Consider the following 26475-nt stretch of genomic DNA (forward strand, 5'->3'; position numbering starts at 1 on the left):
GCGCCACCGGGCATATTCGTAAAAACGTCTCAAACAGAAGAGTAATTTATGGCTGCAACCAAGCCTGCATTTAACCCTCCGGGTAAAAAAGGTGACATGATTTTCAGCGCGCTGGTGAAACTGGCTGCGCTGATTGTGCTATTGCTGCTGGGCGGCATTATCGTGTCTCTGATTTTCTCCTCATGGCCGAGCATCCAGAAATTCGGTTTTTCCTTCCTGTGGACCAAAGAGTGGGACGCGCCGAACGACATCTACGGTGCCCTGGTACCGATTTACGGCACGCTGATGACCTCGTTCATCGCCCTGCTGATTGCGGTTCCGGTGAGCTTTGGTATTGCCCTGTTCCTGACGGAGCTGGCGCCGGGCTGGCTGCGACGCCCGCTGGGTATTGCCATCGAACTGCTGGCGGCTATTCCAAGTATCGTTTACGGCATGTGGGGCCTGTTCATCTTTGCTCCGCTGTTCGCCACGTATTTCCAGGAACCGGTCGGTAACGTCCTTTCTGCCATTCCGTTTGTGGGTGCCCTGTTCTCTGGCCCGGCTTTCGGTATCGGCATTCTGGCGGCAGGTGTGATCCTCGCCATCATGATTATTCCGTACATTGCGGCGGTTATGCGCGATGTGTTCGAACAAACGCCGGTGATGATGAAAGAGTCGGCCTACGGCATCGGCTGCACCACCTGGGAAGTTATCTGGCGCATTGTCCTTCCGTTCACCAAAAATGGGGTGATCGGAGGCGTGATGCTGGGCTTAGGTCGTGCGCTGGGTGAAACCATGGCGGTCACCTTTATCATCGGTAACACCTACCAGCTCGACAGCGCGTCGCTCTACATGCCGGGTAACAGTATTACCTCGGCGCTGGCGAATGAATTTGCGGAAGCGGAATCCGGGCTGCACGTGGCGGCGCTGATGGAGCTGGGTCTGATTCTGTTCGTTATCACCTTCATTGTTCTGGCGATTTCCAAGCTAATGATTATGCGCCTCGCTAAAAATGAGGGAGCACGCTAATGGCCACTCTCGAAATGCAAGCAACCGCTGAACTGGCGGAATCCCGCCGCAAAATGCAGGCCAGACGCCGCATGAAAAACCGTATTGCCCTGTCGCTCTCTATGGCGACGATGGCATTCGGCCTGTTCTGGCTGGTCTGGATCCTCTTCTCGACGGTCGTTCGCGGGATTGACGGGATGTCACTGTCGCTGTTCACCGAAATGACGCCGCCGCCGAACACGGCGGGTGGTGGCCTGGCGAATGCCCTGGCGGGCAGCGGCCTGCTGATCCTGTGGGCGACGGTCTTCGGCACGCCGCTGGGCATCATGGCGGGCATCTACCTGGCAGAATACGGTCGTAAATCCTGGCTGGCGGAAGTGATTCGCTTCATCAACGACATTCTGCTGTCAGCCCCGTCTATCGTCGTGGGTCTGTTTGTTTACACCGTGGTGGTGGCGCAGATGGAACACTTCTCTGGCTGGGCGGGTGTGATTGCCCTGGCGCTGCTGCAGGTGCCGATTGTTATTCGTACCACCGAGAACATGCTGAAACTGGTGCCGGACAGCCTGCGTGAAGCGGCTTATGCGCTGGGTACGCCGAAATGGAAGATGATCTCTGCGATTACGCTGAAGGCGTCTGTCTCCGGCATCATGACCGGTATCCTGCTGGCGGTTGCGCGTATCGCGGGTGAAACGGCGCCGCTGCTGTTTACGTCCCTCTCCAATCAGTTCTGGAGCACGGACATGATGCAGCCGATCGCCAACCTGCCGGTGACGATCTTTAAATTTGCGATGAGCCCATTCGCGGAATGGCAGCAGCTGGCCTGGGCCGGGGTGCTGATCATTACCCTTTGCGTACTGTTGCTGAACATTCTGGCGCGCGTCATTTTCGCGAAGAAGAAACACGGTTAATTTTTTACGGCGCGGCAGCTCGCGGCGCTGAATGAGGAAATGAGTCAATGAGTATGGTTGATACTGCCCCGGGTAAGATTCAGGTTCGTGATTTGAACTTCTACTACGGCAAATTCCATGCCCTGAAGAACATCAACCTGGATATCGCGAAGAACCAGGTCACGGCATTTATCGGTCCGTCCGGCTGCGGAAAATCCACGCTGCTGCGTACCTTTAACAAAATGTATTCGCTCTATCCGGAGCAGCGTGCTGAAGGTGAAATCATCCTGGACGGTGAAAACATTCTGACCCAGGCTCAGGATATCGCCCTGCTGCGCGCCAAAGTGGGGATGGTGTTCCAGAAACCAACGCCGTTCCCGATGTCCATTTATGACAACATCGCGTTTGGCGTGCGTCTGTTTGAAAAACTCTCCCGTGCCGATATGGACGAGCGCGTGCAGTGGGCTTTGACCAAGGCCGCATTATGGAACGAAACCAAAGATAAGTTGCACCAGAGCGGTTACTCTCTCTCCGGCGGTCAGCAGCAGCGTCTGTGCATTGCGCGCGGTATTGCTATTCGCCCGGAAGTGTTGCTGCTGGATGAGCCGTGTTCAGCGCTGGACCCGATCTCAACCGGCCGTATTGAAGAGCTGATCACCGAGCTGAAGCAGGATTACACCGTGGTTATCGTGACCCATAACATGCAGCAGGCTGCACGTTGTTCCGATCACACGGCGTTTATGTACCTGGGCGAGTTGATTGAGTTCAGCGATACGGACGCGCTGTTCACCAGGCCCGCGAAGAAACAAACCGAAGATTATATTACTGGCCGCTACGGTTGATTTGCCTTAGTGCATGTGGAGAAACCATGGACAACCTCAATCTTAATAAACACATTTCCGGCCAGTTCAACGCAGAGCTGGAAAGCATTCGCACCCAGGTAATGACCATGGGCGGCATGGTCGAGCAGCAGCTTTCTGATGCGATTACGGCAATGCACAACCAGGACAGCGAGCTGGCGAAGCGCGTCATTGAAGGCGACAAAAACGTCAACATGATGGAAGTCGCTATCGACGAGGCCTGCGTGCGCATTATCGCGAAACGCCAGCCGACGGCGAGCGATCTGCGTCTGGTAATGGCGATCATCAAAACTATCGCCGAGCTGGAGCGTATTGGTGACGTTGCGGATAAAATCTGCCGCACCGCGCTGGAGAAGTTCTCTCAGCAGCACCAGCCGCTGCTGGTGAGCCTGGAGTCGCTGGGCCGCCACACCGTGCAGATGCTGCACGACGTGCTGGATGCCTTTGCGCGTATGGATCTGGACGAAGCGGTGCGTATCTACCGTGAAGACAAGAAGGTCGACCAGGAGTATGAAGGCATCGTGCGTCAGCTGATGACCTACATGATGGAAGATTCACGTACGATCCCAAGCGTACTGACTGCCCTGTTCTGCGCGCGCTCCATCGAGCGTATCGGCGACCGCTGCCAGAACATTTGCGAATACATCTTCTACTTCGTGAAAGGTCAGGACTTCCGTCACGTGGGCGGCGACGAGCTGGACAAGCTGCTGGCGGGTAAAGATCCGAAAGAGTGATGTTTGTGGCGGGTGGCGCTGGCGCTTACCCGCCCTACGTTAGCTTAACGCGTAATATTCCACCCGCGTGCCTTCCACAATTCAGGCAACTGCGCCAGATCGGTAAAGGTCGTCACGTTGGGATGAACGATCGGCTTGTTGTGCGGATCGGCGCAGAAATAAAACACCTCCATCCCCGCATCAATCCCCGACTGCGCGCCCGCAGACGAGTCATCCACCAGAATGCAGTTTTCTACGTTGACGTTCATCGCTTTTGCCGCATGGAACATCAGCGCCGGGTCTGGCTTCCAGCGCTGGATATCGTAGCCGCTGAACAGTTTTTCCGGGAAATGGTGCAACATCTCAAGCTTGCCCAGCGAGTGCTGCATTTTGCTGACCGGGCCGTTAGAGACGACGCAGACTGGCACCGTCATCGCATCCAGCAGCGCGTTCGCCCCGGAGATAACCTCCAGCTCGGAGTCGAACAGGCGTGCGACCTCGGCGCGGTACACCGGTTCCAGATCCGCTTTCGCCAGATCCACGCCGTGTTCTTCGTTAATGATGTCGATGATCTCGTAGAGCTTCACGCCCTTAAAGCGTTTAAACACCTCTTCGAGTTCCAGCGTAATGCCAAATTCCTGGAACATAGTGACATACGCGCGGGAACAAATGACCTCACTGTCGACCAGCGTACCGTCGCAGTCGAAAAATACCGCTTCAATTCCGGACATGCCTTTCCCTTTTAACAAGTTTAACGTTTACGTACGGCAGTTCGCCGGAACGCAATCGTTGCCGTATAAGCAAAATCAATGAAAAAAGTATCACGTAACTGCCACTATTGTCGCATTTTGGTATAGGATAGCGACGAATTTTCCCTCCTTGTTCGGAATTGATGATGAGTCAACAACACACTACCCAGACATCTGGTCAGGGTCTGCTTGAGCGCGTTTTTAAACTGCGCGAGCACGGCACAACGGCACGCACCGAAGTGATCGCTGGTTTCACCACCTTCCTGACGATGGTCTATATCGTTTTTGTGAACCCTCAAATTCTGGGCGTCGCTGGCATGGATACCAGCGCCGTCTTTGTAACCACCTGCCTGATTGCGGCCCTTGGCAGCATTCTGATGGGTGTGTTCGCTAACCTGCCGGTTGCGCTGGCACCGGCGATGGGCCTGAATGCGTTCTTCGCGTTCGTTGTCGTTCAGGCGATGGGGCTGCCGTGGCAGGTTGGCATGGGCGCCATCTTTTGGGGCGCGGTTGGCCTGCTGCTGCTGACCATTTTCCGCGTGCGTTACTGGATGATTGCAAACATTCCCGTGAGTCTGCGCGTGGGCATTACCAGCGGTATTGGTCTGTTCATCGGTATGATGGGGCTGAAAAACGCCGGCGTTATCGTGGCGAATCCGGATACACTGGTGAGCATCGGCCACCTGACTTCTCATAACGTGCTGCTGGGCGTGCTGGGCTTCTTTATCATCGCGATCCTGGCTTCCCGCAATATTCACGCGGCGGTGCTGGTGTCCATCGTGGTCACCACCCTGCTGGGCTGGATGCTGGGCGACGTTCACTATAACGGTATCGTCTCCGCGCCACCGAGCGTTTCTACCGTGATTGGTCACGTCGATCTGGCGGGTTCCCTGAACCTGGGCCTGGCGGGCGTGATTTTCTCCTTCATGCTGGTCAACCTGTTTGACTCCTCCGGCACGCTGATTGGCGTGACCGACAAAGCGGGCCTGGCGGATGAAAAAGGCAAATTCCCGCGCATGAAGCAGGCGCTGTTTGTGGACAGCGTCTCCTCCGTGACCGGTGCTTTTATCGGAACCTCGTCTGTTACCGCGTACATTGAGTCTTCTTCCGGCGTGTCCGTGGGCGGCCGTACCGGCCTGACGGCGGTGGTCGTGGGTATTCTGTTCCTGCTGGTGATCTTCCTCTCTCCGCTGGCGGGTATGGTTCCACCGTATGCGGCAGCCGGCGCGCTGATCTATGTGGGTGTGCTGATGACCTCCAGCCTGTCACGCGTGAAGTGGGATGATTTAACCGAAGCGGTGCCGGCGTTTATTACCGCCGTGATGATGCCGTTCAGCTTCTCGATTACCGAAGGTATCGCGCTGGGCTTTATCTCTTACTGCGTAATGAAGATCGGTACCGGCCGCTTCCGCGACCTCAGCCCGTGCGTTATTGTTGTGGCGCTGCTGTTTGTGCTGAAGATTGTGTTTATTGACGCCAAATAAACATGTTTGTTCCCTCTCCCAGTGGGAGAGGGTCAGGGTGAGGGCATCAGGCCGCAATAAGCTTACGCCTTCACCCGCTTAATATAATCCCCAAACGCCGTCAGCTGGCCAGACAGATGATCGCGCGTGCTCTGATCCACCACTTCACCCGTTTGCGGGTCGACCTTGTTCTGAATCACACCACCCATAAATTCCGGCTTGTTCATGACCATCGCATCCAGGAACACCAGGATCTGGCGCAGATGATACTGGCAGCGCGCGCCGCCAATGGCGCCCATTGAGCTGGTCTGGATCAGCACCGGCTTGCCTGCCAGCGGCTGCTCAGGTAAACGGGACAGCCAGTCGATGGCATTCTTCAGACCACCCGGAACCGAATAGTTATACTCCGGCGTGACGATGACCACGCCGTCAGCCTGGCGGATCTGCTCTGCCAGCGCCTCAACGCTCTGTGGAAAACCCTCTTCCTGCTGTACGTCAGCGTCATACAGCGGAATATCGCCAATAGACTGCAGGGCGCTAATTTCCATTCCTGCCGGTGCCAGCTGTGGCAGCGTGCGGGCAACCATCCCGTTAAATGAACCTTTGCGCAGGCTTCCCAGTAACGTAACTACTTTCAACGTATCAGACATGATTACTCCTGTTTCATCATGATGACCCTGATCGGATCAGCTAAGGGTGAATGCTTTTTCTGCCGGTAAACTGGTTAAACGCATCAGGCGTGCGGCGGGCTCGTTGGCGCGCTCGGGCACATCAGGAAGGCTACGCCATCCCTGTTGGCTGTCAAATTCCCAGATTTTCATGCGTTCGATGGCGGGGGTAACCGCAATGGACCAAATGAGCACATCCTCTGCGTCGCTGAGCGCCTCTACCAGCGTAGCCTGAGCGGCACGCAGACGTCCGGAGCCTGGAAGCAGCTGCAGCAGGCTGGCGTCGTCTGAGGCGCATCCACAGAGCTTGCGAATGCTCTGGCGCAAGGTAATGAGCTGGGCTCTGGCTTCGACAGGATCGTTCTGGTTGCGTACCCACAGCTTCTCATTGCTCGAGAGCGGATAGTCTTCATGCGCATTACCGCCATGGAAGCTGCGCGTCGCGCGCTGGAGTTCCATATCCAGCCCACAATCCCCTTCGGTGGTCAGCGCGACGCCAATGATATTGCCCGCATAGGCAATCGAAAAACGAGGGAGGTCCGGGTCGGCAAAGACCGGGCGGCCTTCGGGTTGGGTAATGATGTCCGGCAGCTCGCTGGTGCCGTACAGCATAAACAGCAGTTCTGCGAGAAGCGCTCTGGACGCTAAAAACCGCGTTCTGCGGTGTTCCGGGAGAGTGAGTGCTTCACTGTGACAGGCTGAAGAAATTCTTGCCGATACGAGACGTCCTTCCGTAAGTATCCCTCTTGCAAAGTGCGTAGCCATTTTTCGCTCCTTGATAATGGTCGTAATCGGTTAAACGGTTACATGATTATCGCTTAACTTGACTCCTGTTTTAATCAGTAAATGGGAGTAAGAGAAGCCTTAGGACCGAACTTTACATTTTCTTAGGCAAAAATTGGATCGCTGGCACCGTACAGCGCCTTGATGGTTTCCCGCAGCCAGAGGATTTTCGGATTATGGCTGTTCCGTTTATGCCAGATCAGCGTGAAGGGAACGGTAAGCTTTTCAGCCTGCGCTTCGTCAATGGGAATGGGCAGCGCGATCAGCTTCCGCTGGTGGAGTTGATTGTAGTGATGGCAGTAGTGCGGAGCCGTGGCGATATAGTTGTGACCGGGCTGCGCTGCCATAAACATCGACTGCTCAAAGCCCGGCACGCTCATGGCAATGTTTCTCTCCCGACCCATCTCCTTTAGCACTTCGTCCAGCGCCCAGGTGTCGCTGCGTTCCCAGAAGATGCTGATGTGCGGGTAGCGCAGGAAGGTTTCGAGGTTCCATTCGTCCTGTAGCGCGGGATGATCCTCACGCAGATACACGCACGGACGGTCGCTGAACAGAATCTCATAGTCGATGAACCACGGCATTAGCTTCAGCAATTCACGCGAGCGCGGGTGCGTTTCGCGTCCGGTGAATCCCAGATCCACCTCTCCACGCGTAATGGCGTCCAGCGAGTCGTAATCCCAGTGACGCATCTTCACCGTAGCCTGCGGATAGCGCTGGTTCACCTGCTCCAGCAGGGCGTTAAAGCGGATCAGCATCAACGGCGTTTCGGCGGCCAGCACGAACGTTAGCCCGCCCGGGGAATCATGGTGGAATTTATCGAGGATCTGGTTGCCGATTTGCATCCAGTCAGCCAAATCCTGCTCGAGGCTTACCGTCAGCGGGGTCGGCAGCAGCCCCAACGGCGTTTTGACAAACAGCGGGTCGTCAAACCAGTCACGCAGCTTGGCCAGCGATTTACTCACCGCAGACGGCGTCACGTTCATCCGTTTCGCCGCTTTGGTGACGCTGCGCTCCTGCAGTAAAAGCTGCAGGCAAAGCAGGAGATTAAGATCGAGACTGCTGATGGGCTTCTTCATAATGCGCCGCGGGCTGGATGACCATAAGTAAGGTGATGCACAGTATGCTACAGCCAATCAGAACCCCGATCAGCATATTCAGCGCGTTAAGCCCGATGACCGCCGCCAGCCAAATCCACAGCGACGAGCCGCAGACCTGCGCAATTCCCAGCACCGAGCTTGCCACGCCTGCCCGCAGCGAGAAGGGGCCAAGCGCCTGACTCATCGCCACGCCAAAGCCAACCGAGAACCCGGCGCAAATGAGGGTAATACCCGCCAGCATCACCGCATGTGAGCTGGCGGTTGCCAGGATCGCGCCAGCCGTGAGGAATAAAACCTGTGAGGTCAGCATCAACGCGCGCTGGCTGAAAACATTTAGCGCAAACGGGGTAGAGAACGAGACTGCCATACTGACCATGGCGGTTAATGCCATCACCGTTGAATACTCACCTCGATCGAAGCCCATGGTTTCCATCAGTAAAACCGGGGAAACGTTTACATAGGTCAGGATCACCGCCACGCTTAACGTGGTCACGGCCAGACGACTGAGGAAAAAGCGGTTAAGCAGCTTCTCGGTTGGGTGAATGGTTGCGGTATGTCCTGTATTCTGCGAGCCCGGATGGGTCTCTTTCAGCACGGAGATGGACAGGATAAACACCAGCGCGCCCATCGCCGCCATGGTCCAGAACAGGCTCTGCCACGGGAATTTCAGCATGATCAGATATCCCACGACCGGGGCCAGCACCGGGATGATGCAGGTAATACCGTTCAGCATCGAAAGCACTTTGGCGCGACGCTGGGCGCTTAGGGTATCGCGCAAAATGGCAAAAGCGACGACGTAGCAGCCACCGGCTCCAATGCCCTGGATAAATCGTCCGGCCAGGAACACGGTGCTGCTTTGCGCCTGTGAGCAGAGAAGAGAGGCAAGGGCAAAAATGATGGCGCCGGTTATCGCGACGGGCTGACGGCCTGCCTTATCCGCGATCTTCCCGGCAAACACCATCGACGACGCCATCCCCGCGAGGTAGGCCGAAAACGCGATGTGCAGCTGCGCTTCGCTGGCGCCCAGATCGCGGGCGATGTGCGGCAATCCCACCAGATACATATCAATGCCGGACGGATAAAGCAGAACTAATGCGAAACTACAAAACAGAAAACGCGCCATAAACCCCCCATAGATGCAGGCATGCAGGATAGGGGGTGAAAAGGGATTAGGCGAGTTGCCATTTGGACAATGGTGATTTCCTGGGAGGAAATCACCATCAATGAGCGGGCATTACTTACCGATACAGAAGCTCGAGAAGATCCTTCCCAGCAGATCGTCCGACGTAAACTCCCCGGTGATCTCGCTTAGATTCTGCTGCGCCAGACGCAGCTCTTCTGCCAGCAGTTCGCCCGCCCACGCGCCGATCAGCTGCGCTTTACCCTGAACAAGGTGGTTCGCCGCCTCTTCCAGCGCCTGCAGGTGACGACGACGCGCCAGGAAGCCGCCTTCCATGCTGGTGTCAAAGCCCATGCTCTGCTTGAGATGGTTGCGCAGGTCGTCAACGCCTTCACCGGTACGCGCCGACAGGCGAATCAGTGAGTGACCGTTCACATCGCTGATGCCCAGCGTTTCGCCGGTGACGTCCGCTTTGTTACGCACCACGGTGATGGGTAGTTTCGCCGGCAGACGGGCGATAAAGTCTGGCCAGATCTCTGCCGGGTCAACGGCGTCGGTCGTGGTGCCGTCCACCATAAACAGCACGCGGTCGGCCTGCTCAATCTCCTGCCAGGCGCGTTCGATACCGATGCGTTCAACTTCGTCGCTGGCATCGCGCAGGCCCGCTGTGTCGATAATATGCAGCGGCATCCCGTCGATGTGGATATGCTCGCGCAGCACGTCGCGGGTGGTGCCGGCAATGTCGGTGACGATCGCCGCTTCACGGCCCGCCAGGGCGTTCAGCAGGCTCGATTTCCCGGCGTTAGGGCGTCCGGCAATCACTACCTTCATCCCTTCGCGCAGCAGGCTGCCCTGACGCGCTTCGGCACGCACGGCGTCGAGATCGGCCATCACCTGGTTGAGCTGCGCTTCGATTTTACCGTCAGAGAGGAAGTCAATCTCCTCGTCCGGGAAGTCGATAGCCGCTTCCACGTAGATGCGCAGGTGAGTAAGTGCTTCCACAAGATGATTCACGCGGGCGGAGAATGCGCCCTGCAGCGAATTCAGGGCGGAGCGGGCCGCCTGTTCGGAGCTGGCGTCGATCAGGTCTGCAATCGCTTCTGCCTGCGCCAGGTCGAGCTTGTCGTTGAGGAAGGCTCGCTCGGAGAACTCGCCCGGCTTCGCAATGCGCAGGCCAGGCAGGGTCAGAATACGTTTTAACAGCAGGTCGAGGATAACCGGGCCGCCGTGTCCCTGCAGCTCCAGCACGTCTTCGCCGGTGAAAGAGTTCGGGCCGGGGAACCACAGCGCGATGCCCTGGTCCAGCGGCGTGCCGTCGGTATCTTTAAACGGCAGGTAATCAGCGTAGCGCGGCTTTGGCAGTTTACCCAGCACCGCTTCGGCCACCTCGCGCGCCTTCAGGCCGGAGATGCGCAGAATGCCTACACCACCGCGTCCCGGTGGGGTTGCCTGGGCGACGATAGTGTCGTTATGGCTCATGGTTGGTCTCGTTCAATACAAATAAAAAAGGCGGTCAATCGACCGCCCTTATTTTAGCGTTAACTTACCGAATCAGGACTTTTTCTTTTCGCGGCTATGCAGGCCACGTTTTTCCAGACCACGGTAAATCAGCTGCTGCTGGATGATGGTCACCAGGTTGCTGACGATATAGTACAGCACCAGACCTGACGGGAACCACAGGAAGAACACGGTGAAGATGACCGGCATAAAGGTCATGATCTTCTGCTGCATCGGGTCGGTCACGGTGGTCGGCGACATCTTCTGGATGAAGAACATCGTCACGCCCATCAGGATCGGCAGGATGTAGTACGGGTCCTGTGCGGACAGGTCATGGATCCACAGGGCGAACGGCGCGTGGCGCAGCTCAACGGAACCCATCAGCATGTAGTACAGCGCAAGGAAGATTGGCATCTGAATCAGCAGCGGGAAGCAACCACCCAGTGGGTTTACTTTCTCTGCTTTATACAGGGCCATCATTTCCTGGCTCTGACGCTGTTTGTCATCGCCCAGACGCTCACGCATCGCCGCAATCTTCGGCTGCAGCATACGCATCTTCGCCATGGAGGTGTACTGCGCTTTAGTCAGCGGGTACATGATGCCACGAACGATGAAGGTGATAACGATGATGGAGAAGCCCCAGTTACCCAGGAAGCTGTGGATGAACTTCAGCAGCTTAAACAGCGGCTGAGAGATGAACCACAACCAACCGTAATCGACGGTCAGATCCAGGTGCGGCGCAACAGCGGCCATTTTGTCCTGAATTTCCGGGCCGACCCACAGGGTGCTTGCCATCTTACCGGTTTGACCCGGCTGAACCAGAACTGGCTGAGACTTGTAGCCGATGGCGGCAATACCGTTGCCCAGGTTCGCGGTGTAGAAGTTATTCGTACCGTCGTTATTCGGGATCCACGCGGTCGCGAAATACTGCTGCAGCATTGCCACCCAACCGCCTTTAGCGCTGACGTTCAGGTTTTCGTTATCGGCAATGGTGTCGAATTTGTATTTCTCATACTTCGCGTCTGGCGTGGAGTACGCCGCGCCACGGAAGGTATGCAGCGCAAAGTTGCTGCTTCCGGTGTCACGGTGAGACGGCAGATTGATGGACTGCTTCAGCTGGCCAAAGGTCGACAGTTCCAGTGGTTTCGCACTGGCGTTCTGTACGCTGTAGCCCACGTTCACCGCATATTCACCGCGTTTCAGGGTGAAGGTTTTGGTGAAGGTGTTGCCTGCGGCGTCGGTGTACGTCATCGGGATTGCGAGTTCGTTCTGACCATCAGCCAGTACAAAGGTGTCGCTCTCGACGGTATACAGTGGACGCGCACCGTTAGCTGGGTTATCCGGGCCATCACGACCGGTCAGGCCGCTCTGCGCCTGGTAGATAAACTCAGGCGTGGTTTCCAGTAACTGGAACGGTTCGTTAGACTTCAGCTCTTTCGGGTAGGTCAACAGCAGCGCCTGCTCAACATCACCACCACGGGTGTTGATTGTCAGCTCAAGCACATCGGTCTTAACCGTAATCTGTTTCCCCTGGCCACTGGCCGGTACGCCCTGGTCGGCGGCGCTACCCGCTGCGGTGGTCGTAGTCTGCGTGGTCTGCTGCTGGGGTTGAGGATTTTTATCCTGCTCCCATGCCTGCCAGATCATGAAAGACACGAACAACAAAGCGATGATAAGAAGATTGCGTTGCGAATCCATCGTTAGTGTTCTCTGGTATCAAAGGGTCCTGGGGGGACGGGGTCGTCTCCACCGGGGTGTAAAGGGTGGCATTTTAATACGCGTTTCACCGTCAACCAACTGCCTTTTATCACTCCAAACCTGCGCAATGCCTCAATTCCGTAGCTTGAGCATGTTGGTGTGAAACGGCAGTGCGGCCCGAGTAGCGGACTAATCAGGCGTTGATAGACCCGAATGAGGGCTATCAGGACCCGTGAGCCAGGCGACAGTGGCGGCGCCATAATTTTTCCAACGCTTCCGAGAGAGCACGGTTATCGAGGTCGGCAACCCCTTTTTTAGCCACCACCACGAAATCCATTGAAGGCAGTTCGTGCTGACGTAAACGGAAGCTTTCACGCGTCAGACGTTTAATCCGATTGCGTTCATGCGCACGCTTAACATTTTTCTTGGCGACTGTGAGACCGATGCGGGGATGCCCCAGCGAATTTTGGCGGCCGAGGATGGTGATTTGCGGCGTGCCAGCCCGTAGTGGCTGCTGGAAGACGAAAGTGAAATGAGCGGGAGTTAACAAACGTAACTCCCTGGGAAATGCTAGCTTAACCACTCAGGGGTTAGCTTTATTACTTGGAAACGGTCAGACGAGCGCGGCCTTTAGCACGACGACGTGCCAGAACCTGACGACCATTTTTAGTAGCCATACGAGCACGGAAGCCGTGAGAACGGTTGCGCTTCAGTACAGACGGTTGAAAAGTGCGTTTCATGGCGATTTCTACCTAAACTTGAATAAATTCACTGACTTTTGCGTATACCCGAACGAGTTTCGAACGACTAACGCCTCAGCGTGGGTGATTAAAGAGGCCGGATTGTAATAATTGTACACTCCGGAGTCAATTCTCTTTCCTTATTTCCCGCGTATTTCCGCACGTTTTCGCGTGGAAAATGAGCAACGGACGACGCAGGAAGATGAGCATCACGCGCCGGGTCGAGGATTATACGGCCTCGCCAACAAAGCGCAAGGATCGTCCCGGATCTTCGTTAGATCATTTAAGCAATAAATTGTCTGTGCTCATTAATTTTTCCAATATGCGGACTAAATCGTGGGGTACTGGCGCCAGGATCGTTTACACTTATCCGGTTCCGGATCTTCCTGTGGATAAATCGGGAAGAATCTGTGAGAAACAGAAGATCTCTGGCTCAGTTTAGGCTATGATCCGCGGTCCCGATCGGGATCCAGCGATCCTGGCCGGGTATAACCGCAGATAGCGGTTCGCACATCACCCTTTTGCACAGGGTCATGTCGATGTGCGCCAACAATCATGAATATTCAATAGTTTTCTTTTATTGTTCGAGTGGAGTCCGCCGTGTCACTTTCGCTTTGGCAGCAGTGTCTTGCCCGATTGCAGGATGAGTTACCAGCCACAGAATTCAGTATGTGGATCCGCCCGTTGCAGGCGGAACTGAGCGATAACACGCTGGCTTTGTATGCGCCAAACCGTTTTGTGCTCGATTGGGTAAGGGACAAGTACCTTAATAACATCAATGGACTGCTGAACGATTTCTGCGGGTCTGATGCCCCGCAGCTGCGCTTTGAAGTGGGCACAAAGCCGGTCACCCAAACCGTTCGTGAAACCGTGAACGTAGCAGCGCCTGCTCAGGCCGCGCCTGCTCCGGCCCCTCGCGTCGCACCCGCTCGTCAGGGCTGGGATAATGTCCCTGCACCGGCTGAGCCAACCTACCGCTCTAACGTTAACGTGAAACATACGTTCGATAACTTCGTTGAAGGTAAGTCGAACCAGCTGGCGCGCGCGGCGGCTCGTCAGGTTGCTGATAACCCTGGTGGGGCCTACAACCCGCTGTTCCTTTATGGCGGCACGGGTCTGGGTAAAACGCACCTGCTGCATGCGGTGGGTAACGGCATTATGGCGCGCAAGCCCAATGCCAAAGTGGTGTATATGCACTCCGAACGCTTCGTTCAGGACATGGTAAAAGCCCTGCAAAACAATGCGATCGAAGAGTTTAAACGCTACTATCGTTCCGTTGACGCGCTGCTCATCGATGACATCCAGTTCTTTGCGAATAAAGAACGATCGCAGGAAGAGTTTTTCCACACCTTTAATGCTCTGCTGGAAGGCAATCAGCAGATCATTTTGACCTCGGATCGTTATCCAAAAGAGATCAACGGCGTTGAAGATCGTCTGAAATCCCGCTTCGGCTGGGGCCTGACCGTGGCGATCGAGCCACCGGAGCTGGAAACCCGCGTCGCGATCCTGATGAAGAAAGCCGATGAAAACGACATTCGCCTGCCGGGCGAAGTGGCGTTCTTCATTGCCAAGCGTCTGCGCTCCAACGTGCGTGAGCTGGAAGGGGCGCTGAACCGCGTTATCGCCAATGCCAACTTCACCGGTCGTGCGATCACCATCGATTTTGTGCGTGAAGCGCTGCGAGATTTGCTGGCATTGCAGGAAAAACTGGTCACTATCGACAATATTCAAAAGACGGTGGCTGAGTACTACAAGATCAAAGTGGCAGATTTACTGTCTAAACGTCGTTCCCGCTCGGTGGCGCGTCCGCGTCAGATGGCGATGGCGCTGGCAAAGGAGTTAACCAACCACAGCCTGCCGGAAATCGGGGATGCGTTTGGTGGCCGTGACCATACGACCGTGCTGCACGCTTGTCGCAAGATTGAGCAGTTACGCGAAGAAAGCCACGACATAAAAGAAGATTTTTCCAATCTAATCAGAACATTATCATCGTGACGCTATGAAATTTACCGTTGAACGTGAACATTTATTAAAACCGCTGCAACAGGTGAGTGGCCCATTAGGTGGCCGCCCAACGCTGCCTATTCTCGGAAACCTGCTGCTTCAGGTCGCGGACGGTACGCTGTCGCTGACCGGTACAGATCTGGAAATGGAAATGATCGCGCGCGTTACGCTGACGCAGCCGCACGACGCGGGCGCGACCACGGTTCCGGCACGTAAATTCTTTGATATCTGCCGCGGGCTGCCGGAAGGCGCTGAAATTGCCGTGCAGCTGGAAGGCGACCGTATGCTGGTGCGCTCTGGCCGCAGCCGTTTCTCGCTCTCCACGCTGCCTGCTGCGGACTTCCCGAACCTGGACGACTGGCAGAGCGAAGTTGAATTCACCCTGCCGCAGGCGACGATGAAGCGTCTGATTGAAGCCACGCAGTTCTCCATGGCGCATCAGGACGTCCGTTACTACTTAAACGGCATGCTGTTCGAAACCGAAGGTGAAGAGCTGCGTACTGTAGCCACCGACGGCCACCGTCTGGCGGTCTGTTCTATGCCGATTGGCAACGCGCTGCCAAACCATTCGGTGATCGTGCCGCGTAAAGGGGTGATTGAGCTGATGCGTATGCTCGACGGTGGCGACACGCCGCTGCGCGTGCAGATCGGCAGCAATAACATCCGCGCACACGTGGGTGATTTTGTCTTCACGTCTAAGCTGGTTGACGGTCGTTTCCCGGATTATCGCCGCGTATTGCCGAAGAATCCGGACAAAACGCTGGAAGCAGGCTGCGACAGCCTCAAGCAGGCCTTTGCCCGCGCGGCCATTCTCTCTAACGAGAAATTCCGCGGCGTGCGCCTGTACGTGAGTGAAAACCAGATCAAAATCACCGCTAACAACCCGGAGCAGGAAGAGGCAGAAGAAATTCTGGACGTCACCTACGCCGGAACCGAGATGGAAATCGGCTTTAACGTCAGCTACGTGCTGGATGTGCTGAATGCGCTGAAATGCGAGAACGTGCGCATTCTGCTGACCGACTCCGTTTCAAGCGTACAGATTGAAGATGCCGCATCACAGTCGGCTGCTTATGTTGTCATGCCAATGAGACTGTAATGTCGCTCACCCGTCTGTTGATCCGCGACTTTCGCAATATCGAAAGCGCGGATCTCGCTTTATCCCCTGGCTTTAACTTCCTGGTTGGCGCAAACGGCAGCGGCAAAACCAGCGTGCTTGAGGCCATCTATACGCTCGGCCACGGTCGGGCGTTTCGCAGTTTGCAGATTGGTCGCGTCATTCGCCACGAGCAGGAATCCTTTGTTCTGCACGGGCGTCTGCAGGGGGCGGAGCGGGAAACTGCCATCGGCCTGACCAAAGACAAGCAGGGCGACAGTAAGGTGCGCATCGACGGCACCGACGGCCATAAAGTGGCGGAGCTGGCGCTGCTAATGCCAATGCAGCTGATTACGCCGGAGGGGTTTACTTTACTCAACGGCGGCCCCAAATACAGAAGAGCATTCCTCGACTGGGGATGCTTTCACAACGAAGCCGGTTTCTTTAACGCCTGGAGCAACCTGAAGCGTCTGCTCAAGCAGCGTAACGCCGCGTTGCGCCAGGTTACCCGTTACGCCCAGCTGCGTCCGTGGGATATGGAGTTAATCCCTCTCGCGGAACAAATCAGCAACTGGCGTGCCGAATACAGCGCAGGTATCGCCGAAGACATGGCCGACACCTGCAAACAGTTTTTACCTGAATTCTCTCTCACCTTCTCCTTCCAGCGCGGCTGGGAGAAAGAGACGGATTATGCTGAGGTGTTAGAGAGAAGCTTCGAGCGCGACCGCATGTTGACCTACACCGCGCACGGCCCGCACAAGGCGGATTTCCGCATTCGTGCCGACGGTGCGCCGGTGGAAGACACGCTGTCGCGCGGGCAGCTCAAGCTCCTGATGTGTGCGCTGCGCCTGGCACAGGGAGAGTTTCTCACCCGCGAGAGCGGAAGACGCTGCCTGTACCTGATAGATGATTTTGCCTCGGAACTTGACGACGCGCGGCGCGGGCTGCTTGCCAGCCGCTTAAAAGCCACGCAGTCGCAGGTTTTCGTCAGCGCCATTAGCGCTGAACACGTTATAGACATGTCGGACGAAAATTCGAAGATGTTTACCGTGGAAAAGGGTAAAATAACGGATTAACCCAAGTTGAAATGAGCGAGAAACGTTGATGTCGAATTCTTATGACTCCTCCAGTATCAAAGTCCTGAAAGGGCTGGATGCGGTGCGTAAGCGCCCGGGTATGTATATCGGCGACACGGATGACGGCACCGGTCTGCACCACATGGTATTCGAGGTGGTAGATAACGCTATCGACGAAGCGCTCGCGGGTCACTGTAAAGACATCGTGGTCACCATCCATGCGGACAACTCCGTCTCCGTCACCGATGATGGTCGTGGCATCCCAACCGGTATTCACCCGGAAGAGGGCGTCTCTGCTGCGGAAGTGATCATGACCGTGCTGCACGCAGGCGGTAAGTTCGACGATAACTCCTATAAAGTTTCCGGCGGCCTGCACGGCGTAGGCGTTTCCGTGGTTAACGCCCTGTCGCAGAAGCTGGAGCTGGTTATCCAGCGCGAAGGCAAAATTCACCGTCAGCTCTATACGCACGGCGTGCCGCAGGCACCGCTGGCCGTTACCGGCGATACCGACAAAACCGGTACCATGGTGCGTTTCTGGCCGAGCCATGAAACCTTCACCAACGTCACCGAATTCGAGTACGACATCCTGGCGAAACGCCTGCGCGAACTGTCGTTCCTGAACTCCGGCGTCTCTATCCGCCTTAAAGACAAGCGTGACGGTAAAGAAGACCACTTCCATTACGAAGGTGGTATCAAAGCGTTCGTTGAGTATCTGAACAAGAACAAAACGCCTATTCACCCGAATATCTTCTATTTCTCCACCGAAAAAGATGGTATCGGCGTGGAAGTGGCGCTGCAGTGGAACGACGGTTTCCAGGAAAACATCTACTGCTTCACCAACAACATTCCGCAGCGTGACGGCGGTACGCACCTTGCAGGCTTCCGTGCGGCGATGACCCGTACCCTGAACGCCTACATGGACAAAGAAGGCTACAGCAAGAAAGCGAAAGTCAGTGCCACCGGTGATGACGCCCGTGAAGGCCTGATTGCCGTTGTCTCCGTGAAGGTGCCGGATCCGAAGTTCTCCTCACAGACCAAAGACAAGCTGGTCTCTTCCGAGGTGAAATCGGCCGTTGAGCAGCAGATGAACGAACTGCTGAGCGAATACCTGCTGGAAAATCCGTCCGACGCAAAAATCGTGGTGGGCAAAATTATCGATGCGGCGCGTGCCCGTGAAGCGGCGCGTAAAGCCCGTGAAATGACCCGTCGTAAAGGCGCGCTGGACTTAGCAGGCCTGCCGGGCAAACTGGCTGACTGCCAGGAACGTGACCCGGCGCTGTCCGAACTGTACCTCGTGGAAGGGGACTCCGCGGGCGGTTCTGCGAAGCAGGGCCGTAACCGTAAGAACCAGGCTATCCTGCCGCTGAAGGGTAAAATCCTCAACGTTGAGAAAGCCCGTTTCGACAAGATGCTCTCTTCTCAGGAAGTGGCGACCCTCATCACCGCGCTGGGCTGCGGCATCGGCCGCGATGAGTACAACCCGGACAAACTGCGCTATCACAGCATCATCATCATGACCGATGCGGACGTCGACGGCTCGCACATTCGTACGCTGCTGTTGACCTTCTTCTATCGTCAGATGCCTGAAATCGTTGAACGTGGCCACGTCTACATTGCACAGCCGCCGCTGTACAAAGTGAAGAAAGGCAAGCAGGAACAGTACATTAAAGACGACGAAGCGATGGATCAGTATCAAATCGCAATCGCCCTTGATGGCGCGACCCTGCACGCGAACTCGCACGCCCCTGCACTGGCCGGTGAGCCGCTGGAGCGTCTGGTGTCCGAGTTCAACGCCACGCAGAAAATGATTACGCGTATGGAACGCCGCTATCCGAAAACGCTGCTGAAGGAGCTGGTTTATCAGCCGACCCTGACCGAAGCCGATCTGAGCGACGAGCAGACCGTGACCCGCTGGGTGAACGCCCTGGTGACCGATCTTAACGAGAAAGAGCAGCATGGCAGCATGTGGAAATGCGATATCCAGCAGAACGCCGATAAGCAGTTCGAGCCTATTATTCGCGTGCGTACCCACGGCGTTGATACCGACTACCCGCTGGAACACGAGTTTGTGACCGGTCCGGAATACCGCCGTATCTGCACGCTTGGCGAGACGCTGCGCGGCCTGATCGAAGACGATGCGTTCATCGAACGTGGCGAACGTCGTCAGCCGGTAGCCAGCTTCGAGCAGGCGCTGGACTGGCTGGTGAAAGAGTCCCGTCGTGGCCTTGCGATCCAGCGCTATAAAGGTCTGGGCGAAATGAACCCGGACCAGCTGTGGGAAACCACCATGGATCCGGAAAGCCGCCGCATGCTGCGCGTCACCGTTAAAGACGCGATTGCTGCGGACCAGCTGTTCACGACCCTGATGGGCGATGCGGTTGAACCACGTCGTGCCTTCATCGAAGAGAACGCCCTGAAAGCGGCAAATATCGATATTTAATTGTCGTTATACCGCACGATAACTGGCCGCGCTTTTAGCGCGGCTTTTTTGTGGGCGCAGGCATATCCAGCGACATCACGGACGGTAAACGGCTCGCCAGCGTATCTATCGCTATTCTTACCCTCAGCGGCAGGTGCGGCGTCTGCTGCCAGACCGCATGAACGTTGAAATGCACATCCGGTGCCTGCTTCAGGAGCGGGACGAGTTTACCCTGGTGAATATCTTTGACGACCATCCAGCAGGGCAGCCATGCAATGCCGTGTCCGGCCAGCGCAGCGTCGCAGATCGCCTGCAAATCATCCATATTGAGCGACGATCGGGGTGTAAAGGTGTGCGACGTTCCTTCGTTATCCATCAGCTGCCAGGATAACACTCTGCCTGCGCTCAAATAGTTAATGGCCGTATGCTGGGATAAATCATTAACGCTTTGTGGCTGGCCTTTCTTCAGCAGATACTCCGGCGCGGCGCACAGCACCATGCGGTGTTCTCCCAGCTTTCTGGCGACCAGCACGCTGCTGTCCTGAAGCGTGCCGTTACGCACCGCCATATCAAACCCTTCCTCGACCAGATCCACCACGCGGTCGCTGAATGACATTTCCAGCTCAAGCCCGGGGTGTTCCTGCGCCAGCGCTATCAGCAGCGGGGCGACACACTGGCGACCAAACAGCACCGGCATGGAAATGCGCAGGCGGCCGCTGACCTGCTGTTTTCCGGTTTCAAGCAGCGATTCCGCACCCCGAATCTCCTCCAGCGCGCGCAGGCAGCGTTCATAAAAAAGGGCGCCGTTATCGGTCAGACTCTGGCTGCGGGTGGTGCGCTGAAAAAGACGTACCCCCAGCCGTTGTTCAAGGCGAGCGATGCTTTTTCCGACCGCCGAGCGTGACAAATGCAGACGAATGGCGGCCTGCGCAAAACTTCCCGCCTCAACGGCGGCCACAAAAACAGGAATATCCTTCAGCGTATCGGTCATGGATTGTATCTGTTATGGCGTCAATAAAGAGAAAACATATCGCCACTGGCGACCATTAGTCAACGGTAGACTGTCAGGACTAAAGCTCATCTGATGGCAGGAGAAATAAAATGACAGAGACAATGCAACGCTGGTCCATGGATGCCCTCGGGCGCGAGAACCTCAAGCTGACTCAGGCGCCCGTTCCACAGCCGGGCCCGGGTGAAGTGCGCGTAAGGGTGAATGCCGTTGCGCTTAACTATCGCGATAAAATGGTTGTTGAAGGCACAATGCCGATCCCGCTTTCCTTCCCGTTTACCCCGGCGTCTGACATGGCGGGCCTGGTGGACAGCATTGGTGAAGGGGTTACGCGCTTCCAGCCCGGCGCGCGCGTCATCTCAACCTTCTTCCCTGAGTGGATCGACGGTAAGCCGCAGGCCGACGCGCGCAATCTGCCCTATAAAACGTCCGGCGGATACTTCCAGGGCATGCTGGCCGAGTATGTGATTGTGAAGGAAGACGCGCTGGTGGCCTCTCCGGAGACCCTGGATGACGCCGAGGCCAGCACCTTACCCTGCGCAGGGCTTACCGCCTGGTTTGCGCTGGTGGAGCGCGGCCAGCTTCGCGCCGGGCAATCGGTGCTGGTGCAGGGCACGGGCGGCGTGGCGATATTCGCCCTGCAAATCGCAAAAGCGCACGGGGCTGAGGTGTTTGTCACCTCGGGGAGCGATGAGAAACTGGCGCTGGCCAAAACGCTGGGGGCCAGCCACGGAATCAACCGGCTGAAAGGCGACTGGGCTGAAAATACGCTGGCGCTCACGCAGGATCGCGGTATCGACCATATTATCGAAACCGTCGGTGGAGATAACCTGAAGCATTCCCTGCGCGCCGTTGCCGTTCACGGACGTATCTCCGTTATTGGCGTGCTGGCCGGGACGGAGATTACCCTCTCTGCTGGCGAATTGCTGCTGAAATCCCCGGTCATTCAGGGAATTGGCGTGGGGCATCGCCGGGCGCTGGAAGATTTTGTCCGCGCAGTTGACGTCACGGGGCTGAAGCCGGTGATCGAGCATCGCTACCGTTTTAACGAGCTTGAACAGGCGTTTGAACATCTGGATCGCGGCGCGTTCGGTAAAATTGTGCTCACCCGCGAGTAAGCCTTTGTTACCCGGAATAAACGTAAAAGGGGCATTCCTGTTGCGCAATATAGCTCTATTTTTGTGTGCTTAATCGCGTTAGCATGAGGCAGCACTCATTTATTCCGGGGAACTCATGGCTATCAAACTCATTGCAATCGACATGGACGGCACGCTGCTGCTGCCAGACCACACCATCTCTCCAGCCGTTAAAAACGCGATCGCCGCGGCGCGCGCAAAGGGCGTGAATGTGGTCCTGACCACGGGGCGTCCGTATGCGGGCGTACACAGCTATCTGAAAGAGCTGCACATGAATCAGCCGGGCGACTACTGCATCACCTATAACGGCGCGCTGGTGCAGAAAGCCGCAGATGGCAGTACGGTTGCGCAAACCGCGCTGAGCTACGATGACTATCTGTTCCTGGAAAAACTGTCCCGTGAAGTGGGTTCCCACTTCCACGCGCTCGATCGCAATACGCTCTATACCGCCAACCGCGATATCAGCTACTACACGGTACATGAATCCTACGTTGCGACCATTCCGCTGGTGTTCTGTGAAGCGGAGAAAATGGACCCGGCGACGCAGTTCCTGAAAGTGATGATGATCGACGAGCCAGAGATCCTGGACAAAGCGATTGCGCGCATTCCGGCGGAGGTAAAAGAGAAGTACACCGTGCTGAAAAGTGCGCCGTACTTCCTCGAAATCCTCGATAAACGCGTCAATAAAGGCACCGGCGTGAAATCGCTCGCTGATGCGCTGGGTATCAAGCCGGAAGAGATTATGGCGCTGGGTGACCAGGAAAATGACATCGCGATGATCGAATTCGCCGGTATGGGCGTGGCGATGGATAACGCGATCCCGTCGGTGAAAGAAGTGGCTAACTTCGTGACCAAATCTAACCTCGAAGACGGCGTGGCTTATGCCATTGAGAAGTTTGTGCTGCAGTAACGCCTGTTTGCATTCATCGGCCCCGGTTATCAACCGGGGCTTTTTTTTGTGCTGAATTTATTGAATTGTTCTTTTTGTGATCTGGATTGTAGTACAACATTAATTGATTGTACTACATTAAAGCCGTTGCAAAGACGAACTACCTCACGTTTGTACTGCAAAAGTGAGGTGAAATTCAGCGGTCGCGGTAAAGTAGTGATGGACATACAGAGCACAAGGACTCTCCATGACTCTCAATAAAACCGATCGCATCGTCATCACGCTGGGCACACAGATTGTGGGTGGCAAATACGTTCCCGGTTCGCCGCTGCCGGCAGAGGCCGAACTGTGTGAGGAGTTTGAAACCTCGCGCAACATCATACGGGAAGTATTCCGCTCGCTGATGGCGAAGCGGCTGATTGAAATGAAGCGCTATCGCGGCGCGTTTGTTGCCCCGCGTAACCAGTGGAACTACCTCGATACCGACGTGCTGCAGTGGGTGCTGGAAAACGACTACGACCCGCGGCTTATCGGCGCGATGAGCGAAGTCCGAAACCTGGTTGAACCGGCCATCGCCCGCTGGGCGGCGGAACGCGCAACTTCCGGCGATTTGGCGCAGATCGAGTCGGCTTTAAACGACATGATCGCCAATAACCAGAACCGGGAGGCGTTTAACGAGGCAGATATTCGCTACCACGAAGCGGTGCTGCAGTCGGTGCATAACCCGGTATTACAGCAGCTTAGCGTAGCGATCAGCTCGCTACAGCGAGCAGTATTTGAACGTACCTGGATGGGCGATGAGGCCAACATGCCGAAAACGCTCCAGGAACATAAAGCGCTGTTCGATGCGATACGGCATCAGGACGGCGATGCGGCAGAGCAGGCGGCACTTACCATGATTGCCAGCTCGACACGAAGGCTGAAGGAAATCACATGACATCTCGCTACATCGCAATTGACTGGGGATCGACCAATCTGCGCGCCTGGCTGTATCAGGGCGAGCAGTGCCTGGAAAGCAGGCAATCAGAAGCAGGCGTGACGCGCCTGAACGGTAAATCTCCCGAGGCGGTGTTAGCAGAGGTCACACAAAGCTGGCGCAATGGCGCCACGCCGGTGGTAATGGCGGGTATGGTAGGCAGTAACGTAGGCTGGAAAGTCGCGCCTTACCTGCCGGTTCCCGCCCATTTCTCCACGATTGGCGAGCAGTTAGCGTCCGTTGGCGACAATATCTGGATTATTCCCGGCTTGTGCGTTTCTCGCGACGACAACCACAACGTGATGCGCGGCGAAGAGACGCAGCTGCTTGGCGCGCGCGCGCTTTCTCCTTCTTCTGTCTACGTCATGCCCGGAACGCACTGCAAGTGGGTCCTGGCCGACGCTGAGCAAATCCACGATTTTCGCACCGTGATGACCGGCGAACTGCACCACTTGCTGCTCACCTATTCGCTGGTTGGGGCCGGCTTGCCGGAGCAAGAAACCTCGTCAGAGGCGTTTGCTGCCGGGCTTGAACGTGGGATCGCTTCTCCTGATGTTTTGCCGCACCTTTTTGAGGTTCGCGCCTCGCACGTGCTGGGAAATCTCCCGCGCGAGCAGGTCAGCGAGTTTCTTTCCGGCCTGCTGATTGGTGCTGAGGTTGCCAGCATGCGTGATTTCATCGCGCACGAGCAGGCCATCACCATTGTCGCAGGCACATCGCTGACGTCGCGCTACGAGCAGGCGTTTCGCGCCGTTGGGCGTAACGTTTCAACGCTATCCGGCGACACGGCATTTCAGGCAGGAATAAGGAGCATCGCTCATGCAGTGGCAAACTGATCTTCCCCTTATCGCGATTTTGCGCGGCATCACGCCCGATGAGGCGTTAGCCCACGTCGGCGCGGTTATCGACGCCGGGTTCGACGCGGTGGAAATCCCGCTTAACTCGCCCGAGTGGGAAAAAAGCATTCCGGCCGTGGTGGAGGCCTTTGGTGATAAGGCGCTGATTGGCGCAGGCACCGTGTTACAGCCTGAGCAGGTGGATCGGCTGGCGAAGATGGGCTGCAGGCTTATCGTTACGCCCAATATTCAGCCAGAGGTGATCCGCCGCGCGGTGGGGCACGGCATGACCGTCTGCCCGGGCTGCGCTACCGCTACGGAAGCCTTTACTGCCCTCGATGCAGGCGCACAGTCGCTCAAAATTTTCCCGTCATCGGCTTTTGGTCCGGACTACATCAAAGCGCTGAAAGCGGTATTGCCCGCCAGCGTGCCGGTCTTTGCCGTGGGCGGCGTAACGCCAGAAAATCTGGGCCAGTGGATGAGCGCTGGCTGTGTGGGCGCGGGGCTGGGCAGCGATCTTTATCGTGCCGGGCAGTCCGTGGAACGTACCGCACAGCAGGCGGCAGCATTTGTGAAAGCGTATCGAGAGGCAGTGAAATGAAAATTACCAAACTCACCACGTACCGTTTACCCCCGCGCTGGATGTTCCTGAAAATCGAAACCGATGAAGGTGTTGTGGGCTGGGGCGAACCGGTGATTGAAGGGCGTGCGCGTACCGTAGAAGCGGCGGTGCACGAGCTGGGTGAATACCTGATTGGTCAGGATCCGGCGCGCATTAACGACCTTTGGCAGGTGATGTACCGCGCGGGCTTTTACCGTGGGGGGCCGATCCTGATGAGCGCCATCGCCGGTATCGACCAGGCGCTGTGGGATATCAAAGGCAAAGTGCTGAACGCGCCGGTCTGGCAATTGATGGGCGGCCTGGTGCGCGACAAAATCAAAGCCTACAGCTGGGTCGGCGGTGACCGTCCTGCGGAAGTGATTGATGGCATCACGCAGCTGCGCAACATCGGCTTTGACACCTTCAAGCTCAACGGCTGCGAAGAGATGGGCATTATCGACAACTCGCGCGCGGTAGACCGGGCGGTCAATACCGTGGCGCAAATCCGTGAAGCCTTCGGCAACGAGATTGAGTTTGGCCTGGATTTCCACGGCCGCGTCAGCGCGCCGATGGCCAAAGTGCTGATTAAAGAGCTAGAGCCGTATCGTCCGCTGTTTATCGAAGAGCCGGTGCTGGCCGAGCAGGCCGAGTACTACCCGAAACTGGCTGAACAGACCCACATTCCTATCGCTGCGGGTGAACGCATGTTCTCGCGCTTCGAGTTTAAACGCGTGCTCGAAGCGGGCGGCATTGCCATTCTGCAGCCGGACCTCTCTCATGCGGGCGGCATCACCGAATGCTACAAAATTGCCGGGATGGCCGAAGCTTACGATGTGGCGCTGGCGCCGCACTGCCCGCTTGGCCCGATCGCGCTGGCTGCCTGTTTGCACGTCGACTTTGTCTCCCGCAATGCGGTGTTCCAGGAACAGAGCATGGGGATTCACTATAACAAGGGCGCGGAACTGCTCGATTTTGTGAAAAATAAAGAAGACTTCTGCATGGAAGGCGGTTTCTTTAAACCGTTAACGAAGCCGGGCCTTGGCGTGGAAATTGACGAAGCCAAAGTTATTGAGCTGAGTAAAAATGCGCCGGACTGGCGTAACCCGCTGTGGCGTCATGAGGATGGCAGCGTAGCGGAATGGTAATCGCCATCCCGTAGACCCGGTAAGCC

26 protein-coding genes are annotated in these 26475 nt (G+C 56.4%); 15 read left to right on the forward strand and 11 right to left on the reverse strand.

The window, feature by feature from the left end:
- Window positions 1-48 precede the first annotated feature (48 nt).
- Genes pstC through phoU form a run of 4 tightly spaced genes read left to right on the forward strand, consistent with a single transcriptional unit; the run spans window position 49 to window position 3471 of the window.
- Entirely contained in the window at window positions 49-1008 is a 960-nt protein-coding gene (gene pstC, locus DFO52_RS16090; RefSeq protein WP_024907883.1) for a phosphate ABC transporter permease PstC, read from the forward strand.
- Window positions 1008-1898, forward strand: a complete 891-nt coding sequence (pstA, locus tag DFO52_RS16095) for a phosphate ABC transporter permease PstA (protein WP_023309794.1) — start codon at window positions 1008-1010, stop codon at window positions 1896-1898. Before pstC ends, pstA begins: the two co-directional genes overlap by 1 nt.
- Window positions 1899-1945: 47 nt before the next feature.
- The gene (gene pstB / locus DFO52_RS16100; RefSeq protein WP_010426574.1) at window positions 1946-2719 is read left to right on the forward strand and encodes a phosphate ABC transporter ATP-binding protein PstB; all 774 of its coding nucleotides are present in this window, start codon (window positions 1946-1948) and stop codon (window positions 2717-2719) included.
- Window positions 2720-2745: 26 nt separating this feature from the next.
- Window positions 2746-3471, forward strand: a complete 726-nt coding sequence (phoU, locus tag DFO52_RS16105; RefSeq protein ID WP_008500182.1) for a phosphate signaling complex protein PhoU — start codon at window positions 2746-2748, stop codon at window positions 3469-3471.
- A gap of 44 nt (window positions 3472-3515) precedes the next feature.
- Here phoU and yieH read toward each other — a convergent pair whose 3' ends face one another.
- Window positions 3516-4181, reverse strand: coding sequence for a 6-phosphogluconate phosphatase (yieH, locus tag DFO52_RS16110; RefSeq protein ID WP_047646763.1), 666 nt, complete (start codon window positions 4179-4181; stop codon window positions 3516-3518).
- 164 nt (window positions 4182-4345) lie between these two features.
- Here yieH and adeP point away from each other — a divergent pair, with 164 nt between their 5' ends.
- The gene (gene adeP, locus DFO52_RS16115; RefSeq protein WP_023309797.1) at window positions 4346-5683 is read left to right on the forward strand and encodes an adenine permease AdeP; all 1338 of its coding nucleotides are present in this window, start codon (window positions 4346-4348) and stop codon (window positions 5681-5683) included.
- Between the two features lie 62 nt (window positions 5684-5745).
- Here adeP and DFO52_RS16120 read toward each other — a convergent pair whose 3' ends face one another.
- From DFO52_RS16120 to rpmH, 9 genes are all read right to left on the reverse strand, one after another.
- Window positions 5746-6312, reverse strand: a complete 567-nt coding sequence (locus DFO52_RS16120) for an NADPH-dependent FMN reductase (protein ID WP_133550763.1) — start codon at window positions 6310-6312, stop codon at window positions 5746-5748.
- A 36-nt stretch (window positions 6313-6348) separates the two neighbouring features.
- Window positions 6349-7095 (reverse strand): 4'-phosphopantetheinyl transferase, encoded by a 747-nt coding sequence (locus DFO52_RS16125; RefSeq protein WP_045888257.1) that lies wholly within the window; start codon window positions 7093-7095, stop codon window positions 6349-6351.
- A 122-nt stretch (window positions 7096-7217) separates the two neighbouring features.
- Window positions 7218-8189 carry an HTH-type transcriptional regulator YidZ gene (gene yidZ / locus DFO52_RS16130; RefSeq protein WP_029741480.1) on the reverse strand — a complete coding sequence of 324 codons (972 nt, stop codon included), beginning with the start codon at window positions 8187-8189 and terminating at the stop codon, window positions 7218-7220.
- The gene (locus DFO52_RS16135) at window positions 8158-9333 is read right to left on the reverse strand and encodes an MFS transporter (RefSeq protein WP_133550764.1); all 1176 of its coding nucleotides are present in this window, start codon (window positions 9331-9333) and stop codon (window positions 8158-8160) included. The genes yidZ and DFO52_RS16135 overlap by 32 nt, the downstream gene beginning before the upstream one ends.
- A 111-nt stretch (window positions 9334-9444) precedes the next feature.
- On the reverse strand, window positions 9445-10809 hold the full coding sequence (gene mnmE / locus DFO52_RS16140; RefSeq protein ID WP_021242672.1) for a tRNA uridine-5-carboxymethylaminomethyl(34) synthesis GTPase MnmE: 1365 nt from the start codon (window positions 10807-10809) through the stop codon (window positions 9445-9447).
- Window positions 10810-10881: 72 nt separating this feature from the next.
- Window positions 10882-12525, reverse strand: a complete 1644-nt coding sequence (gene yidC, locus DFO52_RS16145; protein WP_133550765.1) for a membrane protein insertase YidC — start codon at window positions 12523-12525, stop codon at window positions 10882-10884.
- A 2-nt stretch (window positions 12526-12527) separates the two neighbouring features.
- A complete protein-coding gene (yidD, locus tag DFO52_RS16150) occupies window positions 12528-12785 on the reverse strand; it encodes a membrane protein insertion efficiency factor YidD (protein ID WP_001307474.1) in 258 nt (85 codons plus the stop codon).
- Window positions 12749-13108 (reverse strand): ribonuclease P protein component, encoded by a 360-nt coding sequence (gene rnpA / locus DFO52_RS16155; protein WP_032640303.1) that lies wholly within the window; start codon window positions 13106-13108, stop codon window positions 12749-12751. Before rnpA ends, yidD begins: the two co-directional genes overlap by 37 nt.
- Before the next feature lie 16 nt (window positions 13109-13124).
- Entirely contained in the window at window positions 13125-13265 is a 141-nt protein-coding gene (gene rpmH, locus DFO52_RS16160; RefSeq protein ID WP_000831330.1) for a 50S ribosomal protein L34, read from the reverse strand.
- Between the two features lie 600 nt (window positions 13266-13865).
- Between rpmH and dnaA the strand changes: the two genes are divergently transcribed.
- From dnaA to gyrB, 4 genes are read left to right on the forward strand one after another with little or no spacing between them, the layout of a single operon-like run.
- Complete coding sequence (gene dnaA / locus DFO52_RS16165; RefSeq protein ID WP_010426558.1) at window positions 13866-15260, forward strand: chromosomal replication initiator protein DnaA; 1395 nt, start codon at window positions 13866-13868, stop codon at window positions 15258-15260.
- A gap of 4 nt (window positions 15261-15264) precedes the next feature.
- Complete coding sequence (dnaN, locus tag DFO52_RS16170) at window positions 15265-16365, forward strand: DNA polymerase III subunit beta (protein ID WP_029741444.1); 1101 nt, start codon at window positions 15265-15267, stop codon at window positions 16363-16365.
- On the forward strand, window positions 16365-17438 hold the full coding sequence (gene recF, locus DFO52_RS16175) for a DNA replication/repair protein RecF (RefSeq protein ID WP_023309805.1): 1074 nt from the start codon (window positions 16365-16367) through the stop codon (window positions 17436-17438). The genes dnaN and recF overlap by 1 nt, the downstream gene beginning before the upstream one ends.
- A gap of 28 nt (window positions 17439-17466) precedes the next feature.
- On the forward strand, window positions 17467-19878 hold the full coding sequence (gyrB, locus tag DFO52_RS16180; RefSeq protein ID WP_029741443.1) for a DNA topoisomerase (ATP-hydrolyzing) subunit B: 2412 nt from the start codon (window positions 17467-17469) through the stop codon (window positions 19876-19878).
- Window positions 19879-19912: 34 nt separating this feature from the next.
- Here gyrB and DFO52_RS16185 read toward each other — a convergent pair whose 3' ends face one another.
- Window positions 19913-20848 (reverse strand): LysR family transcriptional regulator, encoded by a 936-nt coding sequence (locus DFO52_RS16185; RefSeq protein ID WP_029741442.1) that lies wholly within the window; start codon window positions 20846-20848, stop codon window positions 19913-19915.
- Window positions 20849-20958: 110 nt separating this feature from the next.
- Here DFO52_RS16185 and DFO52_RS16190 point away from each other — a divergent pair, with 110 nt between their 5' ends.
- The 6 genes from DFO52_RS16190 (at window position 20959) to dgoD (ending at window position 26449) form a co-directional block, all read left to right on the forward strand.
- Window positions 20959-21984, forward strand: coding sequence for an NAD(P)-dependent alcohol dehydrogenase (locus DFO52_RS16190; protein WP_133550766.1), 1026 nt, complete (start codon window positions 20959-20961; stop codon window positions 21982-21984).
- Window positions 21985-22099: 115 nt separating this feature from the next.
- Complete coding sequence (gene yidA, locus DFO52_RS16195; protein ID WP_047347427.1) at window positions 22100-22912, forward strand: sugar-phosphatase; 813 nt, start codon at window positions 22100-22102, stop codon at window positions 22910-22912.
- Between the two features lie 226 nt (window positions 22913-23138).
- Window positions 23139-23828 (forward strand): D-galactonate utilization transcriptional regulator DgoR, encoded by a 690-nt coding sequence (gene dgoR / locus DFO52_RS16200; protein ID WP_003861109.1) that lies wholly within the window; start codon window positions 23139-23141, stop codon window positions 23826-23828.
- Complete coding sequence (locus DFO52_RS16205) at window positions 23825-24703, forward strand: 2-dehydro-3-deoxygalactonokinase (RefSeq protein WP_133550767.1); 879 nt, start codon at window positions 23825-23827, stop codon at window positions 24701-24703. Before dgoR ends, DFO52_RS16205 begins: the two co-directional genes overlap by 4 nt.
- Window positions 24687-25304, forward strand: a complete 618-nt coding sequence (locus DFO52_RS16210) for a 2-dehydro-3-deoxy-6-phosphogalactonate aldolase (RefSeq protein ID WP_133550768.1) — start codon at window positions 24687-24689, stop codon at window positions 25302-25304. Before DFO52_RS16205 ends, DFO52_RS16210 begins: the two co-directional genes overlap by 17 nt.
- A complete protein-coding gene (gene dgoD, locus DFO52_RS16215) occupies window positions 25301-26449 on the forward strand; it encodes a galactonate dehydratase (RefSeq protein ID WP_023309812.1) in 1149 nt (382 codons plus the stop codon). Before DFO52_RS16210 ends, dgoD begins: the two co-directional genes overlap by 4 nt.
- Window positions 26450-26475 lie beyond the last annotated feature (26 nt).

This window comes from Enterobacter sp. AG326 (assembly GCF_004362415.1).
Taxonomy (GTDB): Bacteria; Pseudomonadota; Gammaproteobacteria; order Enterobacterales; family Enterobacteriaceae; genus Enterobacter; species Enterobacter asburiae.